Consider the following 3,564-nt stretch of genomic DNA (forward strand, 5'->3'; position numbering starts at 1 on the left):
GCCGCTCGCTGGAACGTCGAAAAACATCGCTAACGTGCGTCCAACGCGCCGAAACTGAACGTTAACGCTGGAAAACAAGCTTAACGTCCGGCGAAATGGCCAGAATAGACCCGCCGCTCGCTGGAACGTCGAAAAACATCGCTAACGTGCCTCCAACGTGCCGAAAGTGAGCGTTAACGCTGAAAACAAGCTTAAACGTCCGGGGAAATGGCCAGAATTGTCCCGCCTGCAGCTGGAACGTCGAAAAACATCGCTAACGTGTTCTAACGCGCCGAAAGTGAGCGTTAACGCTGAAAAACAAGCTTAACGTCCGGCGAAATGGCCAGAATTGACCCGCCGCTCGCTGGAACGTCGAAAAACATCGCTAACGTGTGTCCAACGCGCTGAAAGAGAGCGTTACCGCTGGAAAACAAGCTTAACGTTAGCAGAAAAGGCCGTCTCGGCGGCGAAAAGGTAGCGGAAGCGAAGCGAGTAGCTCCTAAAGGCCGTCTCGAATGGGAAACCCGTGCGGCGCAGGCAGGTGTAGGCGCGAGAGAGCCGAAAGAGCCGTCTCGGCGGCGAAAAGGTAGCGGAAGCGAAGCGAGACGTCCCAAAAGGCTGTCTCGAATGGGAAACCCGTGCGGAGCAAGCAGGGTGTAGGTGCGAGAGAGCTGAAAGAGCCGTCTCGGCGGCGAAAAGGTAGCGGAAGCGAAGCGAGAAGCCCCAAAAGGCCGTCTCGAATGAGAAAACCGTGCGGCGCAGTCAGTTGTAGGCACGAGAGAGCCGAAAAAGCTAGTCCCGCCGGCAGTCATCCTGCATTTTGGCAAATTTATAAATTTTTTATTCACAATTATCCAGTATGATGGTGTCATAGATCCTAAGTTCAGGAGTGTGTGCCTTGTGAAAACCGTTTTGGTGGTAGATGATGATTTGAATATTTGCCGCATTACGAAGCTATATTTGGAAAAAAGCGGCTATGCGGTGGTGACCGCAAATGACGGCGAGCAGGCGCTCACGCAGTTCGAAGAGCTGCAGCCCGACTTCATCGTGCTGGATATTATGCTGCCGAAGCGGGACGGCTGGTCCGTGTGCCAAAAGATTCGCGCGATGAGCGACGTACCGATTCTGATGCTGACAGCCAGAGCTCACGTTGATGAGCGGATTGAGGGTTTGCAAATGGGCGCAGACGATTATTTGGTCAAGCCTTTTGACCCAAACGAGCTGGTCGCTCGCGTGACCACAATACTTCGCAGAACGCTGATTCGAACGGAAGCGGCAGCTCCCTCTATTTTTCGTGCGCAATCCGAATCAGGTATTCACTCGCGAAGACCTCATCGCCAAGATCTGGGGCTGGGATTTCGAGGGCGAGGATCGTGTCGTTGACTTATACATAAAGCGTCTTAGACAGAAGCTATCGGCGCGTACGGAAAGAAAAGTAGACTGGAACATTCGGACGGTGTGGGGCATCGGCTACAAGTTCGAGGGGCCCGAGTCATGCTGAACTCTTTTTACCGCAAGCTATTATTCATCTACATGTCCATTACGGTTGTGTCTATTCTTGCGATTTCGGGAACGATTGGTTATTCCATGAAACAGAAGACGTATGACCGCAGCGAGAAGCTATTGCTGGAGAAAGTTGAACAGGTTGATGTGTTAGCCAAAGAGCTGTTCGACGGTTCCACTTTGCTGAAGGACTTTCGAAAGCAAATAAGCGCAATAGAGAAATCGTCCAACGTTCGCGTGGCTCTGATTAAGCATCCAAAAGTGAATGTGGATAAAATCCAGTCCATCGGCGAGTCCCCGGCACGCAAGGAATGGCTGGACAAGGTGCTGGCAGGGAATCAGGTGACGGTACGGAGCAATTTTACTCAGAATAGCACGGTGAAAATGTTGATTGTCGGTCGCCCTGTGATGTTGGAGAACCGCGTGGTTGGGGCTATTTTTCTATATACGCCAATTGTAAATATTCAAGGGACGATCAACGACATCAATCGGGCGATCTATATCTCAGCGGTATCGGTCGCGCTTCTTGCGATGGCTGTGCTGTATTTTGTTTCACGGCATTTTGTGAAGCCGATTCAGCTCATGAGCAAGACGGCGGAGGCGCTGGCTTTGGGGGATTTCAGCGGAAGGGTCCCCGTTCGAGGCAAGGACGAGATTGCATCGCTGTCGGGATCATTGAATCGCATGGCAGGTAAGCTGCAGAAGGTTGAAGAGGGGCGCAAAAGGTTCCTGTCTGAAATTTCACACGAGCTGCGGACGCCGCTAACGACGATTCGGGCCTCCCTGCAGGGGATAACGGACGGTGTCGTGGAGCCCGAGGATGCCAAGGAATTCATCCAGGTGTCTCTCCAAGAAACGCTGCGACTGAGCAGTTTGGTGGATGATTTGATGGAGCTGTCGTCGTTTGAGGAGAAGCAGGTGAAGTTGAGTTTTCAACCTATGGACGTATCCGAGGTCATTGCTCACGTGGTCACGCAGCTGAAGATGAAAGCCAAGTCCAAGCAGATTGAACTGAGCTCAGAAGCCGAGATGCCATATAGGGTACAAGGGGATGCCGATCGGCTGAGGCAAGTTTTCATCAATTTGCTGGATAACGCGATTAACCATATCCCAGAAGGATCACAGGCGGGAATTCGGGTGAAAGCGGTCAGAAATGAGCGTTGGATCGAGGTCTGGGACAACGGTCAGGGGATTGCGCCTGAGAAGCTGCCGCATCTGTTTGATCGCTTCTACAAAGCGGATGAAAGCCGCAATCGTTCCGGATCAGGGCTCGGGCTGACGATCTGTAAACATATCATTGAAGCCCACGGAGGCTCCATTCGAGTTGAGTCTAAGCTTGGGACGGGGACGGTTTTTAAAATATTTTTGCCAGCTGTATAAGCATCGCACCATGACAAACTTATGACATAATTATCCGCTAAGATAGGGTTCGTAAGGTAAACATAACCATAGACCAATCGAGGAGTGATACTTATGTTGAAAAAATTAACAGGATTAGCTTTGGTAGGTGCAATCGCATTAATGGTTCCAGTGGCGGCTTTCGCGGCGGAATCGCAGAGCAGCACACTTCATCCGCTTAAACAATTACTGCAAGATAGAGCGCAAGCTTTTGGCATATCGACGGACGGTAAAACGAACAAACAGATCAAAGATGAACTGAAAACGGCAAAAGCAGCTCAAAACACAGAGCAGTTGAACAAAGCAGCAGCAAAGCTGGGCATCAGCACAGATGGCAAAACAGCAGAACAGCTCAAAGCGGACATCCAAGCAGCGGTTCAGGTAAAATTGCAAGCAAAAGCGACTAAGCTGGGAATCAGTACGGATGGTAAAACGAACAAAGAGTTGAGAGAGGCGCTGAAAGCATCAGCGTTAACGAAACTGCAAGAAAAAGCGACTAAGCTCGGTATTAGCACGGAAGGCAAAACGAATAAAGAGATCAGAGCAGCACTGAAAGCAGCTGAAATGGCTAAGTTGCAAGAAAAAGCAACAGCTGCGGGCATTGCAACGGACGGCAAAACTGCGAAAGAGATTCGTGCAGCTCTCAAAGTAGGTAAAGATGCGAAAAAATCGGCAGCATTGAAT

The 3,564-nt window shown here is 50.7% G+C and carries 3 protein-coding genes and 1 pseudogene; all 4 read left to right on the plus strand.

The window, feature by feature from the left end; all coding sequences use genetic code 11:
* Positions 1 to 879: 879 nt before the first annotated feature.
* Entirely contained in the window at positions 880 to 1,362 is a 483-nt protein-coding gene (locus AC1DUA_RS34060) for a response regulator transcription factor (RefSeq protein WP_477503954.1), read from the plus strand.
* On the plus strand, positions 1,274 to 1,480 hold the full coding sequence (locus AC1DUA_RS34065; protein ID WP_477503955.1) for a winged helix-turn-helix domain-containing protein: 207 nt from the start codon (positions 1,274 to 1,276) through the stop codon (positions 1,478 to 1,480). Before AC1DUA_RS34060 ends, AC1DUA_RS34065 begins: the two co-directional genes overlap by 89 nt.
* Positions 1,474 to 2,862 (plus strand): sensor histidine kinase, encoded by a 1,389-nt coding sequence (locus AC1DUA_RS34070; protein WP_477503956.1) that lies wholly within the window; start codon positions 1,474 to 1,476, stop codon positions 2,860 to 2,862. The genes AC1DUA_RS34065 and AC1DUA_RS34070 overlap by 7 nt, the downstream gene beginning before the upstream one ends.
* A 93-nt stretch (positions 2,863 to 2,955) precedes the next feature.
* Positions 2,956 to 3,564, plus strand: a pseudogene (locus tag AC1DUA_RS34075) (hypothetical protein); the annotation flags it as partial.

It is taken from the genome of Paenibacillus sp. 01T422 (assembly GCF_056398785.1).